The sequence below is a fragment of the Paludibacterium yongneupense DSM 18731 genome, assembly GCF_000422925.1.
GTDB classification, from domain to species: domain Bacteria; phylum Pseudomonadota; class Gammaproteobacteria; order Burkholderiales; family Chromobacteriaceae; genus Paludibacterium; species Paludibacterium yongneupense.
The window spans coordinates 93,138-118,866 of the sequence record NZ_AUGZ01000009.1; the positions used below are offsets into that span (position 1 = coordinate 93,138).

Here is a 25,729-nt window from a genome sequence, read left to right on the forward strand (position 1 = left end):
CGCGGCTAGTCCGGCTGCGCCTGTTGTGCTGTGCGGTGACGGAAATATTTTGCGAGCGCGAGCGCGAGCCAGCGTTTCAGATCGTTTTTGCCGGCTTCGTGATAACGTGCATACCATCCCGCCGCCCGCGTCTCGAAGCAATGCAAGATGTCGGGGTCGAAATGCCGGCCGTCCTGCGCACGCATCATTTCGAGCGAGCGCTCGAGGCTGTACGGCTCTTTATATGGGCGGCGCGAGGTCAGCGCATCGAAGACGTCGACAATGGCGAACAGGCGCGCGTTGAACGGGATCTGCTCGCCTGCCAGTCCCTGCGGGTAGCCCGAGCCGTCGTAGCGCTCGTGATGGTTGCCGACCACGTCGCGAGCGATGTCCAGCCATTTCACTTCCGCGATGATTTCCAGCCCTATCCCGACGTGGGTCTTCATGATGGCAAACTCCTCTGCTTCCAGCGGCCCCTGTTTCAGAAGGATGCGGTCGCTGATGCCGATTTTGCCGACATCATGCAGAAAAGCCCCCGCCATCAAGGCGATGATATCGTTTGCCGGGCGGTGCAAGGCCTCGGCCAGTGCCACGCAATACAGCGTGACCCGGTAGTTGTGACTGTCTGTGTCGGAATCGCGTTTGGCGATGGCATTGCCCAGTACGCGCATCAGTTCGACGTTGCTCGACAGCAGGGTATGGGTCAGCCGCAGCGTGTCGCGGTTGAGGCCGACGATGATCGGGTAGAGCGCGAGACTGCTCAGCGTGCAGACCAGAAGCACGCCAAGCAGGATGTCGCGAATGCGGGTGCTCATCGCTCCGGCGGTCTGTGCCGCCACCGGGTATATGCCTTCGAAGTAGCCGTAGAGCCGGCCGTGCGCATCGCTCAACGGCAGTTGCGAAATCACGTAAATGCGCCCCCCAAGATGCAGTGCACGATGCACGCGCCGCGCGAGCGGAGGCGAGGCCGCGCGCAGGTCTTCCGTGGCCGCGCGCAGGGCCGGGTCTGCCACGCGCCATCGTTCGACCCGCAGCCGGCGTCCGGTGTCGAAAAACAGGACCCCCACAAAACCGGTGCGTTCGAGCAGCAGATCGAGGCGGGCCGTCAGTCGCTCGGGCTGCGTCAACAAGTCGGCGGCGCTGGCCTGCTGGACATCGTTTATGGCCTGCGTCGATAGCGTCGTGACGTACTGGTCCATTTGTCGCAATTCGAGCCAGTAGGCGGCTCCTCCGAACATCAGGGACAACAACAGCCAAGCCGGAATCAGGCGTACGAGTACGGTGCGATGGATAGATACGCGATGGGAGTTAAGCAGTGAATCAAGATAATGGTAGGAGATCAATGGGCTATCCCTCGATCCTGGAGCCGGGCGGCAACGCTGCCTCGCCCGTGGCTTGCAGTTGGTACTGCGATCCGCCGGGATAAAGGCTGCCCGGCGGCAAGCGCAGGCTATGGCTGTATGGTCAGCCGCAGAAACATGCCGGCCTGATAGTGTCCTGGAACGTTGCAGGCGAAAATCAGGGTGCGCTCGCGCAGTTTGGTGAATTTCCAGATCAACTGGCGGGTTTCGCCCGGCTTGAGTGCAATCACGTTGGGATCGTCATGCACCATACCGGGCATTTGCCGCATCATTGCGGCATGCTCGCGCTGCCCGGCGGCATCGTCGATGCCGAATTCATGGGCGATCCGGCCCGAGTTGTGAACCACGAACTTGACGACATCGCCCTGGCGGATGTCGCGCGAGTCGAAGACCAGCTTCATCGCATCGTTAGCGTCGACATGGATGGTGCGGGTCACTTCGGATGGCGTACCCGGACTGCCGAACGCGAAGCGGGTGGCATGAGCGAAAGCGCTCGCTTGCGGCAGCAACCCGCCCAGCGCAATCAGGGCGAGTGGCAAGAGTCTGTTCATGGTGGCTCTCCGTATCGATGAAATCATGCTCCGTACAAGCAGAAACGGGGCCAGTGCCCCGCTCAGTTCACTTTCAGCGGGACGAACAGGGTCGCGTCCTGACGGCGGACCAGCAGCGCGACGCTGCCCCGGGCTTCGGTCAATGCTTTTTCGAAGCTCTTGATCGAAACGATCTCGGTCTGATTGAGGCCGGCGATCACGTCGCCGCGCTGCAGGCCGGCACGTGCGGCGAGGCCTTGCGCTTTCTCCACCAGCAGACCGCCTCGCAGGCCGAGCTGGGCTCTCTGCTCTTGCGACAGTTCGGCCACCACCAGGCCGAGTTTGCCGAAACGGTAGCTCTGCGGGGCGTAGGGTTCGGTCTGAGGCGCTGCCGGCGCCGCTTCCTGGGCCAGTTCGCCCAGAGTGGCTTCCAGTGTCTTTTCGCTCCCTTTGCGCCAGACGTGCAGCTTGATGCGGGTGCCGGGCTGCAGCGCTCCTACCATCATCGGGAGATCTTTCGATCCTTCGACCTTGCGGTCGTTCAGGCGCAGGATGATATCGCCCGGTTCGAGGCCGGCGCGGGCTGCCGGACCGTTGGGCTCGACGCGGACCACCAGTGCGCCGCGTGCTTCTCCGAGGCCGAAGGACTGCGCAAGCTCCTGTGTCAGCTCCTGGATGTTGACCCCGAGCTGGCCGCGGCTGACTTTGCCCTTGGCCTTGATCTGATCCGCCACGTTGATCGCCAGGTCGATCGGAATGGCAAAGGAAATGCCCATGAACCCCCCCGACCGGCTGTAGATCTGCGAATTGATGCCGACGACTTCTCCCTTCAGGTTGAACAGCGGACCGCCCGAGTTGCCGGGGTTGATCGCGACGTCGGTCTGAATGAAGGGGACGTAGTTTTCGTCGGGCAGGCTGCGGCCCTTGGCCGAGACAATGCCCGCCGTCACCGAGTTCTCGAAGCCGAATGGGGCGCCGATAGCGGCAACCCATTCGCCGACTTTGAGCTGGCCCGGACTGCCGATCTTGACCACTGGCAGGTTCGCGCCATCGACCTTGAGCAGGGCGACGTCGGTACGCTTGTCCAGGCCGACCAGGCGCGCGTTCATTTCGCGTTTGTCGGTCAGCATGACTTTGATCTGACTGCTGCTGCTGACGACATGGGCGTTGGTCAGAATGTAGCCATCCTGGCTGAGGATGAAACCCGAGCCGAACGATACGGAATCGGGGGACGGCTGCTCCTGCGGCGTCTGCTGCTGCGGATTGGGCATGAAGCGGCGGAAGAAGTCGTAGAAGGGGTCGTCTTCGGGGACCGGCAGCGTCGTATCGCTGTCGGATTGGGCGCCATCCGGGCGGTTGGCCTGTATGTTGACCACAGCCGGTCCTTCGCGCTCGACCAGTTGCGTGAAGTCCGGCAACAGCATGGCGACCTTGCCGTCCTGCTGGGCGGGAATGGCGACCGTCTGGGGCGCCGTATCCTTGCGTAGCAGTTTTTCCACCTTGTCGCAGCCGGAGAGTACCGAGATGGCAAAGGTGGCCGCCAATAGTGGGCGCAGGCTGGGAGTCACTGATCAATCCTTTTTCCGCGGGGTTCAGGCATGATGCTCGGGGCGGAGCCCGTTTTTTTCAAGACTGGCGCTCCATCCGTCGACTACCTTGTCAGGTATGGATACATCATACCGGTTTTGCGGGATATTCGCAGAGATCGACGATCAGGCAGCGGCTGCATTCGGGTTTGCGCGCCTTGCAGATGTAGCGCCCGTGCAGGATCAGCCAGTGGTGGGCGTCGACGCGGAATTCGGGCGGCACCACGCGCATCAGTTTTTTTTCGACGGCGAGGACATCCTTTCCCGGCGCGATTCCCGTGCGATTGGCGACGCGGAAAATATGAGTGTCGACGGCGATTGTCGGCTGGCCGTAAGCGGTGTTGAGTACGACATTGGCGGTTTTTCTACCGACTCCCGGCAGCGCTTCCAGCGCCTCCCGGGTAGACGGCACCTCGCCATGGTGTCGTTCGAGCAGCAGATGGCAGGTGGCCATGACGTTTTTCGCTTTGGTGCGGAACAGGCCGATGGTCCTGATATGCTCGATGACCGCTTCTTCGCCCAGGCGCAGCATGGCTTGCGGCGTTGGCGCGAGCTGGAACAGCAGCCGGGTGGCCTTGTTCACGCTGACATCGGTCGCTTGCGCCGATAGCATGACCGCGATCAGCAACTCGAAGGGCGACTGATACTCCAGTTCGGTGCGCGGCTGCGGCGTGTCGGCGCGCAAGCGGCTGAAAATTTCCTGACGTTGCGCGGCATTCATCGTGACATCAACCCCGGCCGCCCTGTTTCTGACGCGCGAGCGCCATGGCCGCCTTGATGACGGCTTCGTGCCTTTGCTCCGGCGTCAGGTCTGCCGACAGCGCCTCGCGCTGTTTGCGTGCACGGTCCATCGCCGCCTGGATCAGCGCATTGCGCTGCTGCGCTTGCTTCGCTTCGGGCGCGTCCGTTCCAGTCGGGGACGCGCTTTGTTTTCTGGGCTCGGTCAAGGCCTGTCTCCTGTTCTCTTCGTCGCTGCCGGCGGGGTGGGCACGTGCGCGGGCGGCACGCTCTGCGAGCCTCCGCGCTTTTTCGTTACGCTCGCGTTCCAGCCGGAACAGGTGGAAGCGGTGGCGCTGCCGTGCGTGGTCGCCACGCTCGCACGCCGCCGCGTTGAGCTCATCGTCGGCCGCCAGATCGAAAGGCGGTTCGGCTACGTTTTCCATCCGGATGCAATCGACCGGACAGGGGGCGACGCACAGTTCGCACCCCGTGCATTCGTCGCTGATGATGGTGTGCATCAGCTTTGCCGCGCCAAGAATGGCATCGACCGGGCAGGCCTGGATGCAGAGGGTACAGCCGATGCAGTCGTTTTCATCGATGACGGCGACGGCGAGCGGCTTGTGCGCCGCCAGCTCCGGTGCGAGCGGGATCGTGTCGCGCCCGGCGATGCGGGCCAGGCGTCGTATGCCTGCTTCGCCCCCTGGCGGACAGCGGTTGATGTCGGCTTCGCCTGCCGCCATCGCCTCGGCATAGGGGCGACAACCGGCGAAGCCGCATTGCCGGCATTGAGTTTGCGGCAGGACGGCATCGAGCCGGTCGGCCATCGCGGACGCTTGGGTCGACGCTATGGGACGCTGCAAATGTGTCATATCCTGGCTGCGCTGTCTGAAAGCGGCAATTATCGGGCTTCGTCGTCTCCCGTACAACCATGTTGCGGCAGAGGGCGATTCGCCGCGCCGCAGTGCGCCGCGGACGGTCTGGCGGAAACCCGGCCGGTTCGTGCAAAGTATAGTCCGAATCCTTCCCGCTCCGTGCTCGGATCGCCGCTCGCGGCGTGCCGGCGTTTGCGGTAACATCGACCCCGTTCAGGGGTGCGCGCCGCGCGCCGCCATTCTATCGCAGACGCATTCATGACGACCGCCAAGCCGCCTTCCTCCCGCACGGGCAAGATCACCATCCGCGATGTCGCATGCGATGCGGGCGTGTCCAAGACGAGTATCTCGCGCTACCTCGGCGGCGAGCTGAGCGCCTTGTCCGACCGTACCCGCGAACGCATCGAGCAGTCCATCGCCCGACTCGGCTACCGTCCCAGCCAGATGGCGCGCGCTCTCAAGGCCGGGCGGACGCGGCTGATCGGCATGCTGGTGGCGGACGTGCTCAATCCCTATTCGGTCGCTGTGCTGCATGGCGCCGAAGCGCTGTGCCGCGCGCGCGGCTATACCCTGGTCTTGTGCAATACCGGCAATGACGATGCGTGCGAAAACCTGTCGCTGCAGGCGCTTCGTTCGTACAACGTGGAAGGCCTGATCGTGCACACCCTGGGCACGGCGTCGCCGTTGCTGGCCGAAATCGTCGCCGGCGGCTTGCCCGTGGTGCTGGTGGACCGGCGCCTGCGCGGCATCGAGGCCGATCTGGTCGGCCTGGACAATGCGGCGGCCACGGCCGTGGCCGCCCGTCATCTTGTGCAAGGCGGCTTCTCCGATATCGCCTGGGTCAGCGAGAGCGTGCAGGGTGTCAGTTCGCGCGAGGACAGGCATGCCGCCTTCCTGTCCGAGCTCGCGGCCCAGCCGGCGGCGCGGGGCAGAGTCATAGAGCTGCCGCATCTGGAAGATAACGTCGCGCTGGACACGGCCTTGCGGGCATTTGCCGGCGATGGTTCCGGTCAGCGCAAGGCCCTGCTGGCTGCGAGCGGCGTGGTGACCCTGCAACTGGTGCTGGCCATGCGCCGTTTGGGGCTGGCGCTACCTGATGATCTTGGATTGCTCGGTTTCGACGAATTGCCGTGGGCCAGCGTGGCCGGTCCCGGCATCAGCACCCTGGCCCAACCGACTGATGCCATCGGGCATGCCGCCATGTCCTGCTTGTTCGAGCGCATCGCGGGTGACCGTCAGCCGCCGCGTGAAATCCTGTTCCCCGGCCATTTGATCGCGCGAGGTTCAACCGCCATTTGATTTTAGACAAGGCGGGCGTGCGCTTCCTGCTCGAATATGAGGCATCGCCGTTTGCAGCGGCTTTGTTTTTGTGCATAAATGGTACCGGTACCATTTTGTTTTTATGGCGTGGACATGTCAAATGAAAGCGCTTATATGCTGTAGTCTTTTGTATTGTATCGGTATTGAATTGCATCGGGCTTGCGGGGGGCGCAATCGTCTGATGCAAAAATGGTACCGGTACCATTTGCGAGGAGCAGAGAGTTGTGACTATTCCGGTATATGTGGTGATGTCGGCCTATGGCGCCGAACGGGTGCGCCAGAGCGGGCAGAGCGCCTTCATCGGCCTGGCCGCGGGCGCTGGCGCGGACGGTGTCGAAATTCGGCGGGAACTGTTCGATGGGGCGTCGCGCCCGCTGACGTTCTTGCGCGAGCAATTGCGCAATCACGCCTTGCAGGCGGTTTATTCCGCACCCGAGGCCGTGTTCCTGCCGGATGCGACGCTGGCGCACGAGGCACTGCGGCTGGCCTTGTCCGAGGCCGAAACGCTGGGTGCGCGCCATCTTAAATTCTCGCTCGGCCATTACGCGCCGGAGTCGCCGCTGCAGCCGCTGGCGGACGCACTGGCCGGCCACCCGGTGCGACTGCTGGTGGAAAACGACCAGACGGCACACGGTGGCTCCATCGAACGGCTGCGCGCATTTTTCGATGCCAGCGCCGCCGCCGGCATCGGGGTCGGCATGACCTTCGATATCGGCAACTGGTACTGGTCGGGGCAGTCGCCGCTGGAGGCCGCTGCCGCGCTTGCCCCTTATGTCGAATACATCCATTGCAAGGGGGCGCAGCCCTCGCCTCGCGGCTGGAGGGCGACGGTGCCCGAAGCCGGCATCGGCGACTGGCGGGGCGTGCTCGCGCAACTGCCTTGCTCCGCCCCGCGCGGTCTCGAATTCCCCTTGCAGGGGGGGGATGCGTCCGGCTTGACGCGGCACTACGTATCCATGCTCGGAATCGAGGGGAATAGCCATGAATGAAGCCGTCGATGTCATCACTTTCGGCGAGGCCATGGCGATGTTCATCGCCGACGAGGCTGGCGATGTGGCCGCGGTCGAGCACTTCACGCGCCGCATGGCCGGGGCGGAGACCAATTTTGCCGTCGGCCTCGCGCGCCTCGGACATCGCATCGGCTGGGTAAGCCGGCTCGGCGACGATTCGTTCGGCCGTTTCATTCGCTCGGTTCTGGCCCGCGAGGGGGTGGACAGCCGCCATGTCGCGCTCGACTGCGAGCATCCGACCGGTTTCCAGCTCAAGTCCAAGGCTGTGGCGGGCGAAGATCCTGCGGTCGAATATTTCCGGCGCGGCTCTGCCGCCAGCCACCTCGACCTCGCCGATTTCGACGAGGCCTACTTCGCTGCCGCTCGTCACCTGCATTGCACCGGCATTGCGCCAGCCTTGTCGGCAACGACGCGACGTTTCAGCGAGCATGCGATGCAATTCATGCGCGGTGCAGGCAAGAGCGTTTCCTTCGACCCGAATCTGCGGCCTGCGCTCTGGCCATCGCGAGACGAGATGGTCGCGGGAATCAATTCGCTCGCGGCCATGGCCGACTGGGTTTTACCCGGCATTCAGGAAGGGCGCCTGCTGACCGGCTATCAGACGCCGGCCGATATCGCCGCTTTCTACCTTGACCTCGGCGCCAGTCTGGTCGTGATCAAGCTCGGGGCAGAGGGGGCCTATTTCCGTGACCGTACGGGCGAGGGGCGCGTGGCGGCGGTCAAGGTCGAGCGTGTCATCGATACCGTGGGCGCCGGCGACGGCTTCGCCGCCGGTGTCGTCAGTGCGCTGCTGGAGGGGTTGGATACTGAGGCCGCGGTGGCGCGCGGCAACCAGATCGGTGCATTTGCCATCCAGGTCATCGGGGATATGGATGGTTTGCCGACCCGGGAGCAATTGGCCGTTGCGATGACCTGAGGCCATCGTTTTTAGCCGGCGCCACGGCCGTCGGCAACATCGTTGCACAACACACATCGATCGAGGAGTTGAGAGATGGAAGTTCGTAAACTGGCCAGCCGACGCTGGTGGTATGTCATGCCTGTCATTTTCATCACCTATAGCCTGGCCTATCTCGACCGTGCCAACTACGGCTTTGCCGCCGCGGCCGGGATAGAGCGCGATCTGGGGATCAGCCATGGCATGGCTTCGCTGATAGGCGCCTTGTTTTTTCTGGGTTATTTCATTTTCCAGGTGCCGGGTGCGATCTATGCCGAACGCCGCAGTGTAAAAAAGCTGGTGTTTTGCTGCCTGGTGCTGTGGGGGGTCTGCGCAACGGCGACCGGGATGGTGAGCAATATCCCGGCACTTATGGCGATACGTTTTCTGCTCGGCGCCGTGGAGGCGGCCGTGATGCCGGCCATGCTGATTTACATCAGCCACTGGTTCACGCGTTCGGAACGGTCACGCGCGAATACCTTTCTGATTCTGGGCAATCCGGTGACCGTGCTGTGGATGTCGGTGCTTACCGGCTATGTCATCAACGCCCTGGGCTGGCGTCAGATGTTCATCATCGAAGGTTTTCCGGCTGTGATCTGGGCCGTGATGTGGTGGTGGCTCGTGAGCGACCGGCCGGCCGATGCCCGCTGGTTGAGCCTGGTCGAGAAGGATGCCATCGAACAGACCCTGCGCGATGAACAAAAGGGTCTCGTGCCGGTGCGCAACTATCGCGAGGCATTCAGTTCGCCGATAGTGTTGCGGCTGTGTGCGCAATACTTCTGCTGGAGCATCGGCGTTTACGGTTTCATGTTGTGGCTGCCGTCGATTCTGAAAAAGGCTTCCGGTCTCGGTTTCGTCGCCACGGGCTGGCTGTCGGCGACGCCCTACCTGGCGGCAGTGGCGGCCATGATCACGGTGTCATGGTTATCTGATCGCATGCAGAATCGCAAGCACTTCGTGTGGCCTTGCCTGCTGGTCGGGGCGCTCGCCTTTGTCGCGTCCTACTGGGTCGGCAGCCAGCATTTCTGGCTGTCGTTTGCGCTGCTGGTGATTGCCGGTGCCGCGATGTACGCGCCCTACGGGCCTTTCTTCGCCATTGTGACCGAACTGCTGCCGCGCAATGTGGCCGGAGGTGCCATGGCGCTGATCAACGGCATGGGGGCACTCGGGTCGTTCTGCGGCTCGTGGTTCGTCGGCTATCTGAACGGCGCGACCGGTACGCCTGCCGCCGGCTACGCCTTCATGGCGCTGGCGCTGTTGTCTTCGGTGTTGCTGACCTTGAGCGTACGTATGGTACCGCCGGTGGCGGTGGAGTTCTGAGTGTCGTAATCATTGCCGGCCTCCGCTCGGGGTGGAGGCCGGCCCGGGAGTGAGTCATATGCCAAAGCGTGTCGTCGTTTACCGGGCCTTGCCGCCCGATTTGCTGGCCGAACTGGAGGCCCGTTTCGATGTCAGTTATTTTCCGCGTGTCACGGACGAAAACAGGGCCGCGTTCATGGCGGCAACGGTGCGTGCCAACGGCCTGATCGGGTCGACCCTGCCGCTGGGCGAGGCGGAACTGGGTCCGGCCAGCGAGCTGGAGGTCGTGTCGACCATTTCTGTCGGCTATGACTCCATCGACCTTGAATTCCTGAACCGGCGCGGCATCCTGCTTGCCCATACCCCGGGCGTACTGACGGAAACCACGGCCGATACCGTTTTCGCCCTGATCCTGGCCAGTGCGCGCCGCATCGTCGAGCTGGCCGGCTACGTGAAGGCGGGGCGCTGGCGCAGCAGTATAGGCGATGCCTTGTTCGGCACCGACGTGCACGGCAAGACGCTCGGCTTGATCGGCCTCGGCCGCATCGGCATGGCCGTCGCCCGCCGCGCCCGCCTCGGTTTCGACATGAATATCGTCTATCACAATCTTGAGACGGTAGAGGAGGCGGAGCATCTGTTCGATGCGCGGCGATTACCGCTGGACGCCTTGCTCGGCTGCGCCGACTTCGTCTGCGTGGTATTGCCTTTATCGCCGCAGACCGAAAAGCTGATCGGGGCGCGCGAATTTGCCCTGATGCGACCGGAGGCTTTCTTCATCAATGGTTCGCGGGGACGCATCGTCGACGAGGAGGCGCTGATCGATGCGCTGCGACAAGGGCGGATTCGGGGCGCGGGCCTCGATGTCTTCGCTCGGGAGCCGCTGGCGGCGGATTCTCCGCTGCCGGGCATGGATAATGTGGTCGCGTTGCCGCATATCGGATCGGCTACGCACGAGACGCGGCGTGCGATGGCGCGCATGGCGGTGGATAACCTGATTGCGGCGCTCGAGGGGCGGCGCCCGGCTGCACTGGCCAATCCGCAGCACTGGCGCGCAGGTCGCTGAAAAAAAAACGGGGCGACGCTTGCGCGTACGCCCCGTCCGACCCCCGCGTCGGAATCAGATCGATTCTTGCAGTTGTGCCAGGATCTGCGGATTTTCCAGCGTCGAGACGTCCTGCACGATGTCTTCGCCGCGGGCCAGCGAACGCAGCAGTCGGCGCATGATTTTGCCGGAACGGGTCTTGGGCAGGTTCTCGCCGAAACGGATTTCGTCCGGCTGTGCGATTTTGCCGATTTCGTGCGCAACCCATTGCTTGAGATTGTCGGCGATTTTCTTGGCTTCATCGCCGACCGGGCGCTCGCCTTTGAGGACAACGAAGGCGACGACGGCCTCGCCCTTGATCTCGTGCGGTTTGCCGACCACGGCAGCCTCGGCTACCAAGGGGTTGGCCACCAGTGCGGACTCGATCTCCATCGTTCCCAGGCGGTGCCCGGATACGTTCAGCACATCATCGATGCGGCCCATGATCCAGAAATAGCCGTTCTCGTCGCGGTGGGCCGAATCCCCTGCCAGATAGTAGCGGCCCTCGAACTCGTCCGGGAAGTAGGTTTTGCGGAAGCGGTCCGGGTCGCCCCATATGGTGCGCACCAGGCTGGGGAAGGGCTTCTTGATGACGAGGAACCCTCCTTTGCCAGGCTCCACCGGCGCACCCGATTCGTCGACGATATCGGCGATGATGCCGGGCAGCGGCAGCGTGCAAGAACCGGGCTTGGTCGGAATCGCACCGGGAAGCGGCGAGATCATGGCCGAACCGGTCTCGGTCTGCCACCATGTGTCGATGATGGGGCAGCGGGAGCCGCCGACGACTTCCTGGTACCAGATCCAGGCCTCCGGATTGATCGGCTCGCCGACCGTGCCGAGCACGCGCAGACTGCTCAGGTCGTACTGGCGCGGCAACTCGCTGCCGAGCTTGATCAGCGAGCGGATCGCTGTCGGGGCGGTATAGAACAGCGATACCTTGTGGCGCTCTATCATGCTCCAGAAGCGCCCGGCATCGGGGTAGGTCGGAATTCCTTCGAATATCACCTGCGTCGCGCCTATGCCAAGCGGGCCATAGCAGATGTAAGAGTGGCCGGTGATCCAGCCGACATCGGCCGTGCACCAGTACACATCGTTCGGTTTGTAGTCGAAAATCCACCGGAAACTGTTGATCGCGCCGAGCAGATAGCCGGCTGATGAGTGCTGGATGCCTTTCGGCTTGCCGGTCGATCCCGATGTATACAGAATGAATAACGGATCTTCCGCCCCCATCCACTCCGGTTCGCAGGTTTCCGCCTGGCCTTCGATCAGCTTGTGCCACCATACATCGCGGTTTGCCTGCCATGCGTCGGCGCCATTGTCGGTGCGCTGGTAGACCACGACATGCTGTACCGATTCGCAGCCGCCGATGGCCAGTGCCTCGTCGGTCGTGCTTTTCAGCGGGACGGTCTTGCCGCCGCGCACGCCTTCGTTGGCAGTGATGACCATACGTGCGCCTGCATCCTGGATGCGGTCGCGCAGCGCGCCGGCCGAAAACCCCCCGAATACCACCGAGTGTATCGCACCGATGCGGGCACAGGCCTGCATGGCCACTATGGACTCGATCACCATCGGCATATAGATCACCACACGGTCGCCGCGCCCGACGCCCAGGCTTTTGAGGCCGTTGGCGAACTGGCACACGCGCCGGTGCAACTCGGCATAGGTGACGCGCGTCACTTCTCCGTTGTCGGCTTCAAAAATCAGGGCGATTTTATTGGCATTGAGCGGCAGGTGCCGATCGAGGCAGTTGTACGAGACATTGAGCACGCCGTCGTCGAACCACTTGAAAAATGGCGCTTTGCTGTCGTCCAGCACGCGCGAAAAAGGCTTTTTCCAGCTCAGCAGCTCGCGCCCCAGTTCACCCCAGAACGACAGGTAGTGGTCATCGGCTTGTTCGCACAGGGCGTTGTACGCTTCCATCCCGGAGACGGAAGCTTTGCGGCGGAAATCGTCGGAAGGCGGAAAGCTGCGGGTTTCCTTCAGTATCGATTCGAGTGTGGACATCGCTTTTTCCCTTGCTTGCGGCGGCGCCGTCCCCGGCGCCGCCATCATGGATGAATGCCGTTCAGTGCTTGGACGAACCCGAGGCGCCTATGCCTGTCATGGCTCGTACGAACTGGCCATCGAAGCGCGCGCGTTCTTCCGCCGCCTGCTTGGACATGTCGAGTACCGAGATCAGCCAGGTGCTGATAAAGCACAGCGTGATGGAGAACAGGGCCGGGTTCTTGTACGGGAAGATCGCCGCTTTGTGATGCAGTACGTCGACCCAGACCGTCGGCCCTATCACGATCAGTCCCACCGCCGTGATCAGCCCGATGAAGCCGCCGACGACGGCGCCGCGCGTGCTCAGGCCTCGCCAGAACATCGACAGGAACAAGATGGGGAAGTTGGCCGATGCGGCGATGGAGAAGGCCAGGCCGACCATGAAGGCGATGTTTTGTTTTTCGAAGGCGATGCCGAGCACGATCGCCACCACGCCGAGGGCGAGTGTGGTCAGCTTGGAGACGCGGACCTCGTCGGCTTCGTTGGCGCGTCCTTTCTTGATCACGGAGGCATACAGATCATGCGAGACCGCTGACGCGCCGGAAAGCGTCAGGCCGGCGACCACGGCCAGGATGGTGGCGAAAGCCACTGCCGAGATGAAGCCGAGGAACAGGTTGCCGCCGATGGCGCGAGCCAGATGGATGGCGGCCATATTGCTGCCGCCGATCAACTGCGTGACCGGCTTGCCGTCCTTGATCACGGTTTCCATGAAACCGGGCTGGTTGAGAACCAGCATGATGGCCCCGAACCCGATGATGAAGGTCAGTATGTAGAAATAGCCGATGAATCCCGTCGCGTAGAACACCGATTTACGCGCGGCGCGGGCGTCGGAAACGGTGAAGAAGCGCATCAGGATGTGCGGCAGGCCGGCGGTACCGAACATGAGTGCCAGGCCCAGCGAGATCGCGTCGATCGGATTGGATACCAGCCCGCCAGGCGACATGATGGCCAGGTGCTTGGGATGCAGCGCGGTGGCCTGACGGAACATCGTCTCGACACTGAAACCCGAATAGTAGAGCACCATGACGGCCATGAAAGTGGCACCGGCGAGCAGCATGACAGCCTTGATGATCTGCACCCAGGTCGTGGCCAGCATGCCACCGAATGTGACATACAGCACCATCAGTATGCCGACCATCACCACGGCCGTGGTGTACTGCATGCCGAACAGAAGCTGGATCAGCTTTCCTGCGCCGACCATCTGTGCGATCAGGTAGATGGCAACGACCACCAGCGTCCCGGTGGCGGCGAAGCAGCGTACCGGTGTCTGACTCAGACGGTAGGATGCGACATCGGCGAAGGTGTACTTGCCGAGGTTGCGCAGGCGTTCGGCGACGAGGAACAGAATGATCGGCCAACCGACCAGAAAGCCCATCGAGTAGATCAGCCCGTCATAGCCTTTCTCGAACACCATGGCGGAAATGCCGAGAAAGGAGGCGGCGGACATGTAATCGCCTGCGATCGCCAATCCGTTCTGCAGACCGGTGATGCTGCCGCCGGCGGCGTAGAAGTCGCTGGCCGAGCGCGTGCGGCGTGCGGCCCACCAGGTGATGTACAGCGTCAGGGCCACGAAGGCAAAAAACATGACGATGGCCTGGATGTTCAGGGGCTGGCGCTTGACCTCGCCAGCGATTCCTTCAGCCAGAGCCAGCGTGGGCATGAGACCCAGTGCGGCCAGATAGCGGGTTCGCAGCATTATCGGCTCTCCTCGATGATTTCGCGGTTCAGGCGGTCGAACTCGTTGTTGGCGCGGAAGACATAGACTCCGGTCAGACAGAACGCGGACAGGATGATGAAAATGCCGACCGGAATGCCGACGGTCGTGACGCTGCCCGCTGCGAGAGGCGTGCCGAGCGTGGCTGGCGAGAAGGCCAGCATGACGATAAAGCCGTAGTAGATCACCAGCATGATGAGGGTGAGGCGCCAACCCAGGCCCGTTTTCTTGTGCACGAGTTCTCTGAATTTGGGATTGGTCTGTATCTTCAGAAGAAGATCATCGTTCATTGCATCCTCCTTTGTCTGCGCTTTGTGGGGAGCGCTGAGCCAAACATAATTGAGAGCAGGCCGTGTTTGCTAATCGCATTTTCTGATGTGGCGGATTTGTCTGGCCGATGATGCGTTGCAAAATTCTTTAATAATCATGATGTTGCAGTTGGTTTTTCACTCTAATGGCGATTTGTGCGGGTTCGGGGTTTTCGTGTATCCGATTAAAGTTGAATATTCGGATGGGATGTGACGACAATAGCGAAGGCACTCATGCCATCGCGGGGAGCGGGGGGCGATGGAAATTTACCAGTTGCGGACTTTTGTCACCGTGGCACAGCAAGGACACCTGACTCAGGCGGCGGAGCAGCTGCATTTGTCGCAACCCGCGGTGACGGCTCAAATCAAGGCGCTCGAGGAAGAGATCGGCATGTCTCTGTTCGAGCGCAGTGCGGGGGGCGTTTCCTTGACCCGGGCCGGGCAGGAGATGCTTCCGCGCGCCCAGCAAATCCTGGAGTCGGCGCGCGAGTTGCTGCATCATGCGCGCGCCCTGAAAGGGCAGCTGTCGGGGCCGGCGCGGATCGGTATTACGCTGTCCCCCGATATTTTGCGCATCGGGCCCTGGGTTGCCGCCTTATGCGAACGCTATCCGATGCTGGAGCTGAGCCTGCAGCATGGCGCTACCGTCGAGGTGCTCAATCTGGTGCGCAAGAAAGAACTGGATTGCGGTTTCTTTCTCGGCAAGAATCCCTATGTCAATGTCGATACGGTGTGGCTGGATGACCTGCCTTTCGTCCTGGCCGCCCCCGCTTCCTGGGATTTGCGGTCCGACGCCATGACGCCGCGCGATCTTGGACGTCTGCCATGGGTCGGCGTGTCGCAATTTTCCAGTTTGTACCGGCCGACGGCCGAACTGTGGCGCGAGTTGAATATCGCGCCGCGCAAAAGCGCCGATTGCGGTCTGATGTCGGCGACGCTGGAGCTGGTGCTGGCCGGTGTCGGACTGGCGCTGGTGCGAGAGAGCGATGCGCAGAGCCATGCGGCCTCCGGCGGTCTGATCCTGGTTCCTGGCGTTCGCAAGTTGCTGGGCCTGCACTTCGTCTATTCTTCGGAAAAGGTCGGGGACCCGGTTGTGGAAGCGCTGCTGACCGAGTTGCGGGGCGTGTGGCCGCTGGCGCGAAGCGCGCCGGGCGCAGAATGAGCACGGGGTGCTGACATGCCGTTTTCCTTGATCAACCGGGCGATAGGCGACTGCCTCGAAACCCTGCACTACCACAGCCGAAACCTGCATGGGGCGCGGCGCGAGGCTTGCCGCACCTGGCTTGCGGCCTGGTCGTCCGAGGCCGTGGACCTTGGCGATGGCCGCTTCGACGGCTCCCTGCTGGCCGGTGCATCCTTGTGGCAGGCACAGGCGGATGCGCAGCGCGACTGGCGCCGGGTGGCAGACCGTTTTGTCGACGAGTACGGGCATCGCCTGCTCGAACAGTGGCGTCCCGGCTGTGATCATCCGACGCTGGCGCCGTGGTTCACCGCGTTGCAGGTCGGGCATGTTTCCTATGGCACCCTGTCGCGCTTGACCCGTCAGGTCGGCTATTTCGCGGCGACCCGTGTCGCCTGTGCCGCGGTCAGCGCGTCGAAGGACGCGCGGCGCGCGTGGCATAGTCATCGCCACTGCTGAATCGCGTTCCCGCGGATTCCCCTATTGGCGATACGGTGTTTTTTGACGGCGGCGGCCGCTAGAATCGGCTTATGAATGCATTCCACACCCTGGTTTTCGGCCGCCGTTTCCAGACGCTGCCCGCCGCCCTGTTCCGTCAGGTCGAACCGACGCCGCTGGCCGACCCTTATCCGATTATCGTCAATCCGGCGCTGTGCGCCGAGCTCGGCCTCGATCCCGACTCCCTGTACACGGATGCCGCGCGCGCCGTCCTGTCCGGGACGAGTCTGCCACCGGCAGTCATGGCGGTCGCCGGCGCCTATGCCGGGCATCAGTTCGGGCACTATGTTCCGCAACTGGGAGATGGCCGCGCCCTGTTGCTCGGCGATGTGGCGCGGGCGGACGGAGGTCGCGCCGAAATCCAGCTCAAAGGAGCCGGACCGACGCCGTTCTCGCGGCATGCGGACGGACGCGCGGTCCTGCGTTCCAGCATTCGCGAGTATCTGTGCAGCGAGGCGATGCATGGACTCGGCATTCCGACGACGCGCGCCTTGTGCCTGTTCGGATCGGACGAGCGCGTGGCGCGCGAGACGATGGAGACCACGGCGGTAGTGGCGCGGGTGGCTGACAGTTTTCTGCGCTTCGGGCATTTCGAATGGTGCTGCCATAGCGGGCGCAACGATCTGCTCAAGGAACTGGTCGACCATGCGACCGGGCATTTTTTTCCCGGCTGCCGCCTGGCGGAGCAACCGGTGCTGGCCTTGTTTCGCGAGGTGGTGGCGCGCACGGCGCGCCTGATCGCGCAATGGCAGTCGGTGGGCTTCTGCCACGGCGTGATGAATACCGACAATATGTCGCTGCTGGGACTGACCCTGGATTACGGACCGTTCGGTTTCATCGACACCTATCGCTCGGACTTTGTCTGCAATCATTCCGATGACGTTGGCCGCTATGCTTTCAATGAGCAGCCTCGCGTCGGGCTGTGGAATCTGTACGCCCTGGCCTCGGCGTTGTTGCCGCTGCAGGACGAAGCCGCGCTGCGCAGTGCACTTGACGAGTACGAGGGACTTTTTCGCACCGCCTGGCTCGCGCGGATGCGAGCCAAATTGGGGCTGGACGTCGAGCATGAGGACGATGGCGCCCTGATCGAGCGCCTGCTGTCGGCGCTGGAGTCCGCCAACGCCGATTTCACGGTGTTTTTTCGGCGTTTGTGCGATTTCGCGGCGACGGGCTCGGTTGCGGTTTTCGATGGCGTGCCGGACGACGGGACGGCTTTCTACGGCTGGCTGGAGCAGTACCGCGAGCGCCTGGAGCTCGACGGCGGCGTATGCATGCGGCGGGCCTGCGCGATGCGGCGCGTCAACCCCTGTTATGTGCTGCGCAATCACCTGGCTCAGCGCGCGATCGAGGCGGCCCGCGACGCGCGCGACTATGGCGAGATCGAACGCCTTGCGCGTTGTCTCGCGCATCCATACGATGAGTCGGCCGAGTTTGCCGACTACGCCGTTCCCCCGCCGCGCGACATGCCGGCGGTGGCGCTCAGCTGTTCGAGCTGAGCGGGAGGGGCAGAGCTTCGATGCCGCCAGCGTCGAGGCGCAGGTAACCGCCCCCGTCAGGACGCCAGTCTGCGATCACCCAGCGTTCGCAGCCATGAGCGTCATCGCGGTGCACGGCGGGACGGTGCGTGTGGCCATGGATCAGCGTCGGCCAGCCGTAAGCGGCGAGCAGGGCGTCGACCGCGTCGGGCGTGACGTCGCCGATCGCGGTGTAGCCGTGCGCGGTCTTGTCGGCCTCGCTCAGCGCGCGCGCATGGCGCGCCAGCGCGTGGCGCTGCGCCAGCGGCTGCGCCAGCATGGTGCTCTGCCAGACCGGGTCGCGGCTCTGACGGCGAAAGGCCTGATAGGCGACGTCGGCGGTGCACATCGCGTCTCCATGCGTCAGCAGCAGGCGCTGCCCGGCATGGTCGAGCAGGGTCGGGTCAGCGATCAGGCGGGCGCCGCTGCGGGCCTCGAAGTCGGCGCCGAGCAGAAAATCGCGGTTGCCGTGCATGACATAGAGCCGGGTGTCGGCGGCGAAGTCGCGCATCACGCCCAGCGTGGCATCGATGAAGGGTGAAGTATCGTCATCGCCGACCCAGTATTCGAACAGGTCGCCCAGAATGTACAAGGCCTCGATGCGGCCGCGCCAGTCGTCGAGGGTGGCGGCGAACAGCGCGTTGAGCCGCGGCGTGTCTTCCGCGAGGTGCAGGTCCGAGATGAAGTGGATGGCCATGGTCTGAGAGTGGAGAGGCGGCTGCCGGCAACCGTTGCGGGTCGTCGGCGCGCCGCCGTGGGCCGGATCAGATGATCTCGGCTTTTTCGATGATGACGGCGTCGACCGGAACGTCCTGATGGCCGCCGCTGCGTCCGGTGCGTACCGCCTTGATACGATCGACGACATCGCTGCCCTCGGTCACTTTACCGAACACGGCATAGCCCCATCCCTGCGCGCTCTCCGACTTGAAGTCGAGGAAGTCGTTGTCGGCGACGTTGATGAAGAACTGCGCCGAAGCCGAGTGCGGGTCCATGGTGCGGGCCATGGCAATGGTGTAGCAGGCGTTGGACAGACCGTTGTTGGCTTCGTTGGGTATCGGGTCGCGCGTAGGCTTCTGTTCCATCTCGGCAGTGAAACCACCGCCCTGTATCATGAAGTTGCTGATGACGCGATGAAAGATCGTGCCGTCGAAGTGTCCGCTGCTGACGTATTCTTCGAAGTTGGCGACCGTCTTGGGGGCTTCGTTCGGAAACAGTTCAAGAACGATATCGCCGAAATTGGTGCTCAGTTTGATCATGGTTTGTCCTCTGTGGATGGGGCGGGAGTCGTCCGCTCAGGGTTTTACGATCGCTGTCCGGATGACTACCGGGGTCCGCGGAACGTCGCTCATGCCGTTGGCGGCGGAGCCGGTCGGGGTTTTCCCTATGCGCGCCACCACCTCCATGCCGCGGGTGACCTTGCCGAAGACGGCGTAGCCCCAGCCCTGGAGGGTCGGCGCACGATAATCGAGCGATGGATTGTCGACCAGGTTGATGAAGAACTGGGCGCTGGCGGAGTCAGGGTCCTGCGTGCGCGCCATGGCAATGGTACCGACCTTGTTTTTCAGGCCGTTGGCGGCTTCGTTGGCGATGGGCGCGCGCGTCGGTTTTTCGCGCAAGCTGCCGTCATAACCGCCGCCTTGTATCATGAAGCCGTCGATGACACGATGAAATATCGTACCGTTGTAGTGGCCACTTTTCACATAGGCAACAAAATTATCGACAGTTTTCGGCGCGTGCGCGCGGTCGAGCGTAATTTCGATCGTGCCCTGGTTGGTGACGAGTTCGACGACCGGGGCGGCTGCCGCCAGGTGCGGCAGCAGGGCCAGGGCCAGACTGGCGATCAGGATTTTTTTCATGCGGTTTGCCGTAGCGTCTGCGAAGGATCGCGGCATTCTAACACGGCGCTCTCGTTTGCCGCGACCGGGCTAAAACCTTGGCTGCGAAGCGGGTTTTTGTTGTACGCTATAAAAAGTAAACAATAAAGGCAGATATTGCGATGATTAGCTTTAGTCCGCGTCTAATCCAGGAGCTGAAGGCCTACGATCGCTATAAGTTTCAAAGCGATGTGCTTGCCGGCCTGACTGTCGGCATTGTGGCCTTGCCCCTGGCCATGGCGTTTGCCATGGCTTCCGGGGTTTCGCCCCAAGCCGGTATCTTTACCGCCGTGATCGGCGGTTTTCTGGCGGCGGCGCTCGGCGGCACCCGTCTGGTGGTGACCGGACCGACCGGAGCCTTCATTGTCATTCTGTACGGTATCGTGGCCAAGTACGGCGTCGGCAACTTGCTGATCTGTACCTTCATGGCCGGCGTCATGTTGGTGCTGATGGGGTTGGCGCGGCTCGGGCAAGTCATACGCTTTTTCCCGATGCCGCTGATCACCGGCTTTACCAACGGCATTGCCGTACTGATTTTCCTGACTCAGCTGAAGGATTTTTTCGGGCTGCCGATTCACGCGATGCCGTCCGGCTTTTTCGCCGTGCTCGATGTGCTGCGACATAACCTGCTCCGGTTCGATCCGGCCACGCTGCTTGTGTCGGGGGGCTGCCTGGCTCTGATTCTGCTGTGGCCGAAGCGCATCAACAAGTATCTGCCTTCCCCCTTCGTCGTGCTGGTGGGCGGCACATTGATCGTCAGCGTGCTGCATCTCCCCGTGCCGACTCTGGGCAGCCGCTTTGGCGGGATTCCGCAAGGTTTGCCTGCATTCGATGGCCTGCATTTCGATTTCGCCCATTTCTCCGACCTGCTGGCTCCGGCCTTTACCATCGCACTGCTCGGCGCGGTCGAATCGTTGCTGTGCGCCGTGGTCGCCGACTCGATGACCGGCGACAAGCACGACGCCAACCAGGAACTGATCGCGCAGGGCATCGCCAATATGACCGTTCCCTTTTTCGGCGGTATTCCCGCCACTGGCGCCGTCGTGCGCACCGCGACCAGCATAGGCAATGGTGGACGCACGCCGGTGGCGGCGCTCGTGCATGCCCTGCTGCTGCTGGTCGTGCTGTTGGTCGCCGCGCCGCTGGCTTCCTATATCCCGCTGGCGGTACTGGCGGCGATCCTGGTGTCGGTGTCGCTGAAGATGGGGGATTGGGATATTCGCAAGGCCTGGCAGTTTCCTAGGCGCGATACCACGATTCTGATCGCCACCTGTGTCCTGACCGTGGTGTTCGATCTGACCGTGGCCGTCGAGATCGGGCTGTTGATTTCCGCCGTGTTCTTCATCCAGTCCATGGCCAGCCATACCGGTGTGCATCGCTTGACGCCGGAGCATGTTCAGCTATACGAACGTCATACCATCGCCGGCAAGCATGTCCCCGAAGGCTGCGCGGCCTTTCGCGTCGAGGGGGCGCTGTTCTTCGGGGCGACCGATACGCTGGAGCAGATCCATCACGCCGCGCCCTACGCGCGTGTCATCATTTTGCAGTTGCATCGGCTGGTGCTGCTTGATACCACCGGCTTGCTGGCGCTCGATTCCTTGTACAAGCGTTTGCTGGAGAACAATCAACAGCTGGTGCTGTGCGGTGCCGGCGCCGAAGTGCTGGGGCTGCTGGTCGGGTCGCAGCTCGCCGCCGATATGGGCGATCGCAATTTGCAGCCGGATCTGTCCGCCGCCCTCATGCGCGCCGAGGAATTGCTGACCGCTGGCGTGGTCTGGGGCTGAGCGCGCTCTGCGTCTGCGCCGGTACGGCACAGCCCCCGGGCGCGGTTGACGGCCGGGGGCTGTGCGTTTGGCGGGGCGCAGCGGGATAGGGCGCGGGCCATGGGCCTGCCCTCGATGCCGCTGCCCGGTTTACTGATCGGCGCTCTTGATCTCGACGTCGGTCCGTACCGACCGGATGCCCGGCACGTGCGAGACTTCTTCAGCCACGCGCTGCAACGCCTCTTCATTCGGTACCGTGCCGGACAGGGTCACCTCGCCCGCTTTGACCCGGGCTTCTATTCTTCCGCCGACCTGAGCGGCCGCCTGACTGGCCATCGGGGCGACGCGTTTGAGCAATTCCTCATCGCTGACCGCGGAGGCGTCCGGCGCCTGCGTCGCGCCGGCATCGGCAGTAATGATGGATGCCGCCCGCGCCGATACCGCACCACTGCCAGGGGCGCTCGCATCCTGTTCCGCCCAGCAGCGGGCAGCGAGCACGGAAGTCATCAGGGTCAGGGCAAAGATGGTTTTGTTCATGGGGTTAGCCTTTGGGTAAAGTGGATATGCCCCACCCTAAGCGCAAATGCCGTGCCAACTTCTGTTTATTGTTGTTTTTCAATGGCTTGCGTTGGTTTTTGTCGACCGGTGTCGCTATTTGACCGTGTTTTTGTCGCCTGGGGGCGACAGATTCGTCCAGGTTTTTTTCAATGCCTTGATTTTATTGGCTTTATGGCTGTCGCCGTCAGGCGACAGCCGGGGCGGTCTCGAGCTGGGGCAGCGGGGCTGCCTTCAGTCGTCCATGCCTGGCTTGAATCTGCCCGGTGTCAGTTCGTGCTTTTGCAGTAGCCGATAGAACTCGGTACGGTTGCGGTCGGCCAGTCTGGCCGCGTCGCTGACGTTGCCGCCGGTCAGACGCAACAGACGCTCGAGATAATCGCGTTCGAACTGGCGTCGGGCTTCAGCCAGCACCGGTATGTCGTTGCTCGCGCTGGCGACCGCTTTCTGCACCTGGGCCAGAGTCAGCAGCGGCCCGGTGCTCAGCACGCAGCACTGCTCGACCACATTAGACAGCTGGCGGATATTGCCGGGCCAGCGTGCCCCCGCCAGAAACGCCAATGCCTCCGGTGCGAACCCGCCTATGTTCTTGCTGTAACGGGCGTTCACCTGCTGCAGAAAATGCAATGCCAGCAAGGGTATGTCTTCTCTGCGCGCGGCCAGGGCCGGCAAGTTCAGCGAGACGACATTGAGGCGGTAGTACAGATCTTCGCGGAACAAGCCGTCGCGGATCAGCACATCCAGATCGCGGTGCGTGGCCGAGATGACCCGCACATCCACCGCAATGGCTTTCCCCGCCCCGACAGGGCGCACCTCGCGCTCTTGCAGCATGCGCAGCAATTTGACCTGCAGGGCCAGCGGCATGTCGCCGATCTCGTCCAGAAAGAGCGTGCCGCCGTCCGCTTGTGCGATCAAGCCGACTTGCCTGGCGCTGGCGCCGGTAAAAGCCCCTTTTTCATGCCCGAACAACTCGCTTTCGAGCAGGGTGTCCGGGATAGCGCCGCAGTTGACCGCGATGAAGGGATGCGCCGCGCGCGGACTGGCCAGATGGATGGCGCGGGCCAGGACCTCCTTCCCGCTGCCGCTTTCGCCGCGCAGCAGCACGCTGGCTCCGGTGGCGGCGACCATGCGTGCTTCGGCCAGCAGCTCTTCCATGATCGGACTGCGGCTGATCAGGTCCCGGCGCCAGCCGTCGCCGGCAGAGGCGGCGGCATTGCCGGCCAGCGCCAGACCCTGTGCGACTTTTCCGAGCAGGGCCTGGCCGTCGAACGGTTTGACCAGATAGCCGAACACGCCGCGGCTGACCGCGTCGACCGCATCCGGCACCGTACCGTGCGCGGTCAGCAGGATGACGGGCAAGGCAGGGTAACGGCGGCGGACCTCGTCAAACAGCTCCAGCCCGTTCATGCCCGGCAGGCGCCAGTCGGTCAATAGCAGATCGGCCCGCCGCGCGGCCATGGCATTGAGCGCCGCTTCGGCCGATCCGTGCGCTTCGACTTCGTAGCCGGCCGCGCCGAGGCGCATGCCGACCAGTCTGAGTAAATCGGCATCGTCGTCTACCAGTACGATGCGTTGCGGCTGACTCATGGTTGTACATTCGTGTTTTTGCCCGGCTTGAGCAGCAACGCGTTTTCGAGTTCGCGCAGGGCGTTGAGTTTGGCGGCCAGGTCGTCGGCCCGCTTTTGCTGCTCGCGGGTCAGCGCCTGCTGTTTCTCGAGCGCATCGCCCAGACGGCGGCGCTCGGCGATTTGTTGCAATAGCAGTCTGCACCAGGAGAGCTGCGCCCGGCTGAGTTCGGGCCTGGCCGCCAGCATCTCCAGCTGGATTTGCAGGTGCTGCAGGTCGGTCCTGGTCTCCGGTGCGAGCAGATGCTGCGAGGCTTGCATCAGTTTGATGTTGATGCAGGCTTCGGGTCCGCCTCCGTTCGGCAGCGTGCCATCCCTGGCTTGCGCGACGCGTCCTAGCGCCTGTTCGACGCCGGGGCAGGGCGGCAAGATCGGCGCGACCGGGCGCGGCCGGTGGAGCTGGGCGCAGCCGGGAAGCAGAAGCAGGACGCCCAGGGCGACCGCCCGCCTCGGGGGGAAGGGCAGGGTCATGCCGTGATCTCCGGCTCCGGCCAGCTCAGCCGGAAGCATGCGCCGCCGGCGCTGGCTTGCAGGGTGACATCGCCGCGCATCAGTTGCGCGAAGCCCCGGGCCATGGTGAGTCCGAGCCCGGAGCCGGGGGACTCGCCCCGCGGCGCCTCTCCGCTCCAGAATGGCTCGAAAATCATGTCCGCTTGCGCGGCCGCGATGCCCGGGCCTTGATCGGCGACCTCCAGCCATACCCATTCCCGGTCGCGTCCCAGGCGGATGGATAGTTCGCCCGCCTGCGGGCTGTAGCGGCTGGCGTTGACCAGAAGATTATCGATGATGGTTTCCACTTTGGAGCGATCGCCGGTGACTGCCCCGGGGTCGCCATGAACAACGATACGCAGTTGTTTTGCTTGCAATATGACAGAAAGGGCTTGCAGGCGTTCCTGTACGAGCGCGGCCAGCGAGAAGGTGCGCAGGGTGAGCTCGTGCGACAGCCACTGACCGGCGTCATAGCGCAACAACGCATCGACCCGGCCGCGCAAGCTCGATGCGCTGCTCAACAGGATGGCGACGATCTCATGCTGCTGGGCATTCAGACCGCCGGCCACCTCTTCGTGCAGCAGGGAGGCGGCTTCATTGATGGCCGCGAGAGGGGTTTTCAATTCATGCGAAACATGGCGGAAAAACTGCCCCTTCTGCTCTTCCAGCGTACTCAGGCGCTGGTCCAGCCGCGAGAGTTCACCGGCCAGCCGCTGCAGGTCGGAAGGCCCGGACAGCGTCCAGTCCTGGCGGCGGCTGCCATCGCTCATGCGTGCGATCTTGCCTTGCAGGCGGCGTAGAGGCCGGCTCAGCAACACCGCGATCAGCAGAGCCAGTATCAACGCTGCCGTCACCGACAGTCGCGCCCGCTTGTCGGCTTTTTCGCGCATGCCTTCGAGGGTGCGTTGCCACTCTGCCTGCCTTTGCGCCAGCAGCGCGCTCATTCGTTGCGTCTGCTGCTCGAGCCCTTGATCCAGCTGGCGAAACAGTCTGTCGCGCTGAGCTGCACCGAGCCCGCTTCCGGCTTGCAACTGGGACTGGATGGACAGAATGGCGCGGGCGCCTGCCTGCAGGTTTTGCTCATGGCTCTGCAGCAGCGCCAGTTGCGCCTGGCGCAGCTCTTCCCCTGCCGCCGTCGCCATGCGCTGCAGCGCAGCGTCCTTGAGTATCAGCGACTGACGGCTCATGCGTTCGAACTGCACCGCTTGTTCGCGCGAAATGCGCGCGGCGTCTTGCCATTGCCTGGAGAGTTGCTGGTGTTGCCGTTCGGCGGCACCCGCGCTTTCCAGCTCCTCTCGCAGCTGAATCAACGCGAACGAGGGAATGCCGGCAACGATGAAAAATCCAGCCACCAGCAGGCTGCGAAATGACGGGAGTCGGATCATGGTCATGGAATCGTTGTGGGCGCGGCGCGGGGGCAGTGCGAAACGGGCCGCTGCTTAGGCCGCGGCCCGTCTGGCTCCAAGCATGAACA

At 63.2% G+C, this 25,729-nt stretch carries 24 protein-coding genes; 9 read left to right on the plus strand and 15 right to left on the minus strand.

The features are described 5' to 3' along the window. Positions 1-5: 5 nt before the first annotated feature. From G520_RS21750 to rsxB, 5 genes are all read right to left on the minus strand, one after another. On the minus strand, positions 6-1,322 hold the full coding sequence (locus tag G520_RS21750) for an HD-GYP domain-containing protein (protein ID WP_051229104.1): 1,317 nt from the start codon (positions 1,320-1,322) through the stop codon (positions 6-8). Between the two features lie 107 nt (positions 1,323-1,429). Further along, the gene (locus G520_RS21755) at positions 1,430-1,891 is read right to left on the minus strand and encodes a cupredoxin domain-containing protein (protein ID WP_051229106.1); all 462 of its coding nucleotides are present in this window, start codon (positions 1,889-1,891) and stop codon (positions 1,430-1,432) included. A gap of 62 nt (positions 1,892-1,953) precedes the next feature. Further along, positions 1,954-3,438, minus strand: coding sequence for a DegQ family serine endoprotease (locus G520_RS0105880; protein WP_051229107.1), 1,485 nt, complete (start codon positions 3,436-3,438; stop codon positions 1,954-1,956). A gap of 106 nt (positions 3,439-3,544) precedes the next feature. Then, a complete protein-coding gene (gene nth, locus G520_RS0105885) occupies positions 3,545-4,177 on the minus strand; it encodes an endonuclease III (RefSeq protein WP_028534837.1) in 633 nt (210 codons plus the stop codon). Positions 4,178-4,184: 7 nt separating this feature from the next. Beyond that, positions 4,185-5,036, minus strand: coding sequence for an electron transport complex subunit RsxB (gene rsxB / locus G520_RS21760; RefSeq protein WP_246542665.1), 852 nt, complete (start codon positions 5,034-5,036; stop codon positions 4,185-4,187). A gap of 270 nt (positions 5,037-5,306) precedes the next feature. Here rsxB and G520_RS0105895 point away from each other — a divergent pair, with 270 nt between their 5' ends. The 5 genes from G520_RS0105895 (at position 5,307) to G520_RS0105915 (ending at position 10,674) form a co-directional block, all read left to right on the plus strand. Beyond that, positions 5,307-6,347, plus strand: coding sequence for a LacI family DNA-binding transcriptional regulator (locus tag G520_RS0105895; RefSeq protein ID WP_028534838.1), 1,041 nt, complete (start codon positions 5,307-5,309; stop codon positions 6,345-6,347). A 245-nt stretch (positions 6,348-6,592) separates the two neighbouring features. Continuing rightward, complete coding sequence (locus G520_RS0105900) at positions 6,593-7,357, plus strand: sugar phosphate isomerase/epimerase family protein (RefSeq protein ID WP_028534839.1); 765 nt, start codon at positions 6,593-6,595, stop codon at positions 7,355-7,357. After that, complete coding sequence (locus tag G520_RS0105905) at positions 7,350-8,294, plus strand: sugar kinase (protein WP_028534840.1); 945 nt, start codon at positions 7,350-7,352, stop codon at positions 8,292-8,294. The genes G520_RS0105900 and G520_RS0105905 overlap by 8 nt, the downstream gene beginning before the upstream one ends. A 75-nt stretch (positions 8,295-8,369) precedes the next feature. After that, positions 8,370-9,632, plus strand: a complete 1,263-nt coding sequence (locus G520_RS0105910) for an MFS transporter (RefSeq protein ID WP_028534841.1) — start codon at positions 8,370-8,372, stop codon at positions 9,630-9,632. A gap of 58 nt (positions 9,633-9,690) precedes the next feature. After that, complete coding sequence (locus G520_RS0105915) at positions 9,691-10,674, plus strand: 2-hydroxyacid dehydrogenase (RefSeq protein WP_028534842.1); 984 nt, start codon at positions 9,691-9,693, stop codon at positions 10,672-10,674. Between the two features lie 54 nt (positions 10,675-10,728). On the opposite strand, the gene acs is transcribed toward G520_RS0105915, so the two are convergent. The 3 genes from acs to G520_RS0105930 all read right to left on the minus strand — a co-directional run bounded on the left by acs (position 10,729) and on the right by G520_RS0105930 (position 14,739). After that, the gene (gene acs / locus G520_RS0105920) at positions 10,729-12,696 is read right to left on the minus strand and encodes an acetate--CoA ligase (protein WP_028534843.1); all 1,968 of its coding nucleotides are present in this window, start codon (positions 12,694-12,696) and stop codon (positions 10,729-10,731) included. A 61-nt stretch (positions 12,697-12,757) separates the two neighbouring features. Further along, positions 12,758-14,431: a cation acetate symporter gene (locus G520_RS0105925; RefSeq protein ID WP_028534844.1), complete on the minus strand. Its 1,674-nt coding sequence runs from the start codon at positions 14,429-14,431 to the stop codon at positions 12,758-12,760. Then, positions 14,431-14,739 carry a DUF485 domain-containing protein gene (locus tag G520_RS0105930; protein WP_028534845.1) on the minus strand — a complete coding sequence of 103 codons (309 nt, stop codon included), beginning with the start codon at positions 14,737-14,739 and terminating at the stop codon, positions 14,431-14,433. Before G520_RS0105930 ends, G520_RS0105925 begins: the two co-directional genes overlap by 1 nt. Positions 14,740-15,016: 277 nt before the next feature. Between G520_RS0105930 and G520_RS0105940 the strand changes: the two genes are divergently transcribed. The 3 genes from G520_RS0105940 to G520_RS0105950 all read left to right on the plus strand — a co-directional run bounded on the left by G520_RS0105940 (position 15,017) and on the right by G520_RS0105950 (position 17,931). Then, a complete protein-coding gene (locus tag G520_RS0105940; protein WP_028534846.1) occupies positions 15,017-15,919 on the plus strand; it encodes a LysR family transcriptional regulator in 903 nt (300 codons plus the stop codon). Between the two features lie 15 nt (positions 15,920-15,934). Beyond that, positions 15,935-16,396 (plus strand): hypothetical protein, encoded by a 462-nt coding sequence (locus G520_RS0105945; protein ID WP_028534847.1) that lies wholly within the window; start codon positions 15,935-15,937, stop codon positions 16,394-16,396. A gap of 71 nt (positions 16,397-16,467) precedes the next feature. Further along, positions 16,468-17,931: a protein adenylyltransferase SelO gene (locus G520_RS0105950; protein WP_028534848.1), complete on the plus strand. Its 1,464-nt coding sequence runs from the start codon at positions 16,468-16,470 to the stop codon at positions 17,929-17,931. On the opposite strand, the gene G520_RS0105955 is transcribed toward G520_RS0105950, so the two are convergent. The 3 genes from G520_RS0105955 to G520_RS0105965 all read right to left on the minus strand — a co-directional run bounded on the left by G520_RS0105955 (position 17,915) and on the right by G520_RS0105965 (position 19,805). Then, positions 17,915-18,646 (minus strand): UDP-2,3-diacylglucosamine diphosphatase, encoded by a 732-nt coding sequence (locus tag G520_RS0105955; RefSeq protein ID WP_028534849.1) that lies wholly within the window; start codon positions 18,644-18,646, stop codon positions 17,915-17,917. The two genes, G520_RS0105950 and G520_RS0105955, sit on opposite strands and share 17 nt — an antisense overlap. Positions 18,647-18,713: 67 nt before the next feature. Next, positions 18,714-19,205 carry a peptidylprolyl isomerase gene (locus G520_RS0105960; RefSeq protein ID WP_028534850.1) on the minus strand — a complete coding sequence of 164 codons (492 nt, stop codon included), beginning with the start codon at positions 19,203-19,205 and terminating at the stop codon, positions 18,714-18,716. A 36-nt stretch (positions 19,206-19,241) separates the two neighbouring features. Continuing rightward, positions 19,242-19,805: a peptidylprolyl isomerase gene (locus G520_RS0105965; protein ID WP_028534851.1), complete on the minus strand. Its 564-nt coding sequence runs from the start codon at positions 19,803-19,805 to the stop codon at positions 19,242-19,244. A 140-nt stretch (positions 19,806-19,945) separates the two neighbouring features. On the opposite strand from G520_RS0105965, the gene G520_RS0105970 reads away from it, so the two are divergent. Further along, positions 19,946-21,607: a SulP family inorganic anion transporter gene (locus G520_RS0105970; protein WP_028534852.1), complete on the plus strand. Its 1,662-nt coding sequence runs from the start codon at positions 19,946-19,948 to the stop codon at positions 21,605-21,607. 129 nt (positions 21,608-21,736) lie between these two features. Here the strand turns inward: G520_RS0105970 and G520_RS0105975 are convergent, their stop codons facing one another. From G520_RS0105975 to G520_RS21765, 4 genes are all read right to left on the minus strand, one after another. Next, positions 21,737-22,123, minus strand: a complete 387-nt coding sequence (locus G520_RS0105975) for a BON domain-containing protein (RefSeq protein WP_028534853.1) — start codon at positions 22,121-22,123, stop codon at positions 21,737-21,739. A gap of 252 nt (positions 22,124-22,375) precedes the next feature. Next, on the minus strand, positions 22,376-23,728 hold the full coding sequence (locus G520_RS0105980; RefSeq protein ID WP_028534854.1) for a sigma 54-interacting transcriptional regulator: 1,353 nt from the start codon (positions 23,726-23,728) through the stop codon (positions 22,376-22,378). Then, entirely contained in the window at positions 23,725-24,237 is a 513-nt protein-coding gene (locus tag G520_RS0105985) for a hypothetical protein (protein ID WP_028534855.1), read from the minus strand. Before G520_RS0105985 ends, G520_RS0105980 begins: the two co-directional genes overlap by 4 nt. After that, positions 24,234-25,640 (minus strand): ATP-binding protein, encoded by a 1,407-nt coding sequence (locus tag G520_RS21765; protein WP_169449817.1) that lies wholly within the window; start codon positions 25,638-25,640, stop codon positions 24,234-24,236. Before G520_RS21765 ends, G520_RS0105985 begins: the two co-directional genes overlap by 4 nt. Between the last annotated feature and the right edge of the window lie 89 nt (positions 25,641-25,729).

Coding starts and splice junctions, on each gene's coding strand:
- G520_RS0105955 (WP_028534849.1), bottom strand. CDS start 18,646: ATGGCCATCCACTTCATCTCGGACCTGCACCTCGCGGAAGACACGCCG.
- G520_RS0105925 (WP_028534844.1), bottom strand. CDS start 14,431: ATGCTGCGAACCCGCTATCTGGCCGCACTGGGTCTCATGCCCACGCTG.
- G520_RS0105940 (WP_028534846.1), top strand. CDS start 15,017: ATGGAAATTTACCAGTTGCGGACTTTTGTCACCGTGGCACAGCAAGGA.
- G520_RS0105980 (WP_028534854.1), bottom strand. CDS start 23,728: ATGAGTCAGCCGCAACGCATCGTACTGGTAGACGACGATGCCGATTTA.
- G520_RS0105950 (WP_028534848.1), top strand. CDS start 16,468: ATGAATGCATTCCACACCCTGGTTTTCGGCCGCCGTTTCCAGACGCTG.
- G520_RS0105910 (WP_028534841.1), top strand. CDS start 8,370: ATGGAAGTTCGTAAACTGGCCAGCCGACGCTGGTGGTATGTCATGCCT.
- G520_RS0105985 (WP_028534855.1), bottom strand. CDS start 24,237: ATGACCCTGCCCTTCCCCCCGAGGCGGGCGGTCGCCCTGGGCGTCCTG.
- G520_RS21765 (WP_169449817.1), bottom strand. CDS start 25,640: ATGATCCGACTCCCGTCATTTCGCAGCCTGCTGGTGGCTGGATTTTTC.
- G520_RS0105915 (WP_028534842.1), top strand. CDS start 9,691: ATGCCAAAGCGTGTCGTCGTTTACCGGGCCTTGCCGCCCGATTTGCTG.
- G520_RS0105965 (WP_028534851.1), bottom strand. CDS start 19,805: ATGAAAAAAATCCTGATCGCCAGTCTGGCCCTGGCCCTGCTGCCGCAC.
- acs (WP_028534843.1), bottom strand. CDS start 12,696: ATGTCCACACTCGAATCGATACTGAAGGAAACCCGCAGCTTTCCGCCT.
- G520_RS21755 (WP_051229106.1), bottom strand. CDS start 1,891: ATGAACAGACTCTTGCCACTCGCCCTGATTGCGCTGGGCGGGTTGCTG.
- G520_RS0105945 (WP_028534847.1), top strand. CDS start 15,935: ATGCCGTTTTCCTTGATCAACCGGGCGATAGGCGACTGCCTCGAAACC.
- G520_RS0105895 (WP_028534838.1), top strand. CDS start 5,307: ATGACGACCGCCAAGCCGCCTTCCTCCCGCACGGGCAAGATCACCATC.
- G520_RS0105960 (WP_028534850.1), bottom strand. CDS start 19,205: ATGATCAAACTGAGCACCAATTTCGGCGATATCGTTCTTGAACTGTTT.
- G520_RS0105975 (WP_028534853.1), bottom strand. CDS start 22,123: ATGAACAAAACCATCTTTGCCCTGACCCTGATGACTTCCGTGCTCGCT.
- G520_RS0105930 (WP_028534845.1), bottom strand. CDS start 14,739: ATGAACGATGATCTTCTTCTGAAGATACAGACCAATCCCAAATTCAGA.
- G520_RS0105905 (WP_028534840.1), top strand. CDS start 7,350: ATGAATGAAGCCGTCGATGTCATCACTTTCGGCGAGGCCATGGCGATG.
- G520_RS0105970 (WP_028534852.1), top strand. CDS start 19,946: ATGATTAGCTTTAGTCCGCGTCTAATCCAGGAGCTGAAGGCCTACGAT.
- nth (WP_028534837.1), bottom strand. CDS start 4,177: ATGAATGCCGCGCAACGTCAGGAAATTTTCAGCCGCTTGCGCGCCGAC.